The following is a 3,369-nucleotide window of genomic DNA, read 5'->3' as shown; positions in this document are numbered from 1 at the left end:
CATCTCGCTCGGTACCGTCGCCCTCGTCATGCCGTCAGGGGAAGCGCACCAGGGCCTTGTTCCTGTACTCGACCGAGCCCGCGATGCCCACCCTCACCGAGCCCTCTCCGAAGCGGAGCAGTGCATCGGTCCACGTCGCGAGGCCCGTCGGGTCCGGCGATCGCTGCAGGAAGGTCTGGTAGTAGGTCCCCGCCCTGCGGGCAGCAGCCTCGTACGAGAACCAGATCGCGTCGACGAGTGCCGCGCGCCCCGCCGTGGGGATCCTCGATTCCCAGAAGGCGATCTCGGACGGCCCTGCGCTGCGTCCGAGCATCACGCTGTAGAGGGTGCTGACCAGTCCAGCGTCGGTCGCCCCCGACCGGTTGTAGAACTCCTGCGAGCTGTAGAACCTTCGCGCGACGTCGTCGACGGTCACCGTCCCACGTCTCACCCCTACGTACCAGTCGTTCGACGCCGGATCCGGCTGGCGACCGAGCACCTCGACGTAGGCCTGGTTGATCCGCTTCCAGACGTACTCGTCGGAGGACGTCAGCGACGCCACGAGCTGCGACTGGCTCGTTCCCGAGGCGAGGGCCGTCGACCAGGTCGCGAGCCCGGTCGGGTCGACGCCGCGGCCCAGGAAGTCCTGGTAGAGGGCGTTGACCACGGACTGCGCCTCCTTGTAGGCCGACCCGTAGGAGTACGAGCTCGCGATGGCCCTGATGGTTCCCATCTGGTTGTAGCCGGCCTGGCCCGGGCACGCCGTGAACGCCGTGTCCCGGTGCGCGAAGATCGTCGGCAGCACGGCGGTGCTCCCGGCCGGGTAGCGCGAGTTCTCACCACCGCCGGTGGTGTAGCTCACGCTCCCCTGGGGATTGATGCCGTAGGCCGCGAGCCTGATCGACGCCAGACGGGACACCGCGTCGACGGTCGCCGCCGAGGGGGTGACCGTCGAGTAGTCACCGAGCATCGAGATCCCGACCGTGCTCGTGTTGAACCCTCCGGCGTGGACACCGATGACCGGGCGCTCGAGGCTGCCTGCTCGTCCTTCGTAGATGTTTCCCCACTTGTCGACCACGAAGTTGTACCCCAGGTCGCACCAGCCGCGAGTGCCGATGTGGTATGCCTGGTCGTTGCGGATCATCTGCATCGCCTGTGCGGCAGTCGAGTAGTTGTTGCTCCCGGCGGTGTGGTGGACGACAGCTGCCACGAGCCGCTGGGCCACGTCGGGGGTGCAGGCCTCTGCGCGGGCCCCCCACTGGGCGCGGGTGATCACGTTGACGGCGGGCGCCGCGGCCAGGACCGTCCGCGGCGCGGTCCCACGGTATGCAGCGTCCTCGATGACGGCCTTCTGGGTGCTGCTCGCGCCAGAAGCGTCCGCGGCCCCGGTCTCGTCACCCGACTCCGGGGAAGAGATCAGCGAGAGGCGCAGGTCTGCGGGAAGCGCGTCCTGGCCGACCACTCCGAGCTGGACGGCGTCCGCCTCGCCGACCCAGAGCGCATCCGTCCCGCTGCGCTGCTCCTGCAGGGCGTCGGCCGTGCCGGCGTCAGGTCCGTCGTCGGACGTCTCGAGGTCGGACCAGTCGCTCCACTCCTCACCGGCGCGGGTCCGCACCTGGAGCGCGGGTGCGTCGCTCCCGGGCTCGCCGGTCCAGGAGACGGCCACCGTCTGGAATCCATCGGTGGTGACGACCCCGCTCGCTGTCCGCTCCTCCACGTCCGGCTGGTCGACGACGACCGTGCCGTCGTCGCCGTCGGTTCCGGACTCCTCCGGTGCGAGCGGTTGCTCGGGAACCGAGGAAGGCGCCTCCGGGCCGGTGCTCGGTCCACCGGTTTCAGGACCCGTGCTCGGGTCGGCCTCCTCGCTCGTCGCGCTCGGGCCGGGCTCGCTGGTCGCGCCCGTCTCCGGGTCGGTCGGTGCCGCGGACCTGGCCGACGCGAGGTCGACGACCACGTCGAAGTCCTCGACGACCGTCTCGGACGGGGACGGCGGATCCGGCAGCGCCGCTGCTGCGAATAAGGCACCGGTGCTGGTCGACGCACCTCCGACGACGCCGTCGGTGACCGTCGGGCTCGTCGAGACGGCGCACCCGCTCGTGAGCACCGTCACCGCCAGAACGGCACCAAGCAACTTGCGAGCAGACATGGAGCACTCCTCTTCGTGGGCGCACGTGCTCCGTTCAACATAGGTGCCCACCTCTCATCCAGCACTTCGCAACGCCGTGCGGTTGCCGTCGACGCGAGGTCACGGCCCACGCTGCCCGGCGTCCTGGCGCGTGCGCCGCTACCCGCCCGTGGACCCGCAGCGACGAGGGAGCAGGCAGCGCACGACGAGCGAGCGACTAGGGTATGAGGGCATCGCACCTGCCAGGAGGAATCACCCATGCGTCTTCTCGTCACCGGTGGAGCCGGCTTCATCGGCTCCAACTTCGTCCATCAGACCGTCCGCGAGCGTCCCGACGTCGAGGTGACGGTGCTCGACGCGCTCACCTATGCCGGGGACCTGTCCTCGCTCGCGCCGGTCGCCGACCGGATCACCTTCGTCGAGGGCGACATCACGGACGCCGAGCTGGTCGACCGCCTCGTGGGCGGGAGCGACCTGGTCGTGCACTTCGCTGCGGAGTCGCACAACGACAACTCGCTGAACGACCCGTCCCCGTTCGTGCAGACGAACGTGATCGGCACGTTCACCCTGCTGGAGGCGGTCCGCAAGCACGGGACCCGCTACCACCACATCTCGACCGACGAGGTCTACGGCGACCTCGAGCTGGACGACCCGGAGCGCTTCACGGCGTCCACCCCGTACAACCCGTCGAGCCCGTACTCGTCGACCAAGGCGTCGAGCGACCTCCTGGTGCGTGCCTGGGCACGGTCCTTCGGGATCCAGGCGACGATCTCCAACTGCTCCAACAACTACGGCCCGTACCAGCACATCGAGAAGTTCATCCCGCGCCAGGTCACCAACCTGATCGACGGCATCCGTCCGCGCCTGTACGGCGCCGGGCTGAACGTGCGGGACTGGATCCACGTCGAGGACCACAACTCGGCCGTGTGGGCCATCATCGACGGCGGGCGCGCAGGCGAGACCTACCTGATCGGCGCCGACGGCGAGAAGAACAACCTGGAGGTCGTCCAGACCCTTCTCGAGATCTTCGGGCGGACCCCGGACGACTTCGACCACGTCGCGGACCGCCCGGGCCACGACCTGCGCTACGCGATCGACTCCTCGAAGCTGCGGGACGAGCTGGGGTGGACACCCCGCTACACGGACTTCCGTCAGGGCCTCGAGGCGACGGTCGACTGGTACCGCGCCAACGAGGCCTGGTGGCGAGCAGCCAAGGCCGAGACCGAGGCGAAGTACGCGAAGGCGGGCCAGTAGCCGACCTGCTC

2 protein-coding genes are annotated in these 3,369 nt (G+C 69.3%); one reads left to right on the top strand and one right to left on the bottom strand.

Going from position 1 to position 3,369, the window contains the following annotated elements; translation table 11 throughout:
• Window positions 1-34 precede the first annotated feature (34 nt).
• Entirely contained in the window at window positions 35-2,125 is a 2,091-nt protein-coding gene (locus ACFWFR_RS18600) for a DUF4214 domain-containing protein (protein WP_377624072.1), read from the bottom strand.
• A 237-nt stretch (window positions 2,126-2,362) separates the two neighbouring features.
• Here ACFWFR_RS18600 and rfbB point away from each other — a divergent pair, with 237 nt between their 5' ends.
• On the top strand, window positions 2,363-3,358 hold the full coding sequence (rfbB, locus tag ACFWFR_RS18595; RefSeq protein WP_377624071.1) for a dTDP-glucose 4,6-dehydratase: 996 nt from the start codon (window positions 2,363-2,365) through the stop codon (window positions 3,356-3,358).
• The last annotated feature ends 11 nt before the right edge of the window (window positions 3,359-3,369 follow it).

Origin of the sequence: Oerskovia sp. NPDC060287 (assembly GCF_042726775.1) — a bacterium.
GTDB lineage: Bacteria > Actinomycetota > Actinomycetes > Actinomycetales > Cellulomonadaceae > Oerskovia > Oerskovia merdavium.
Note: the sequence above shows the minus strand (reverse complement) of the source record. Positions and strands in the feature narration are given on the sequence as shown.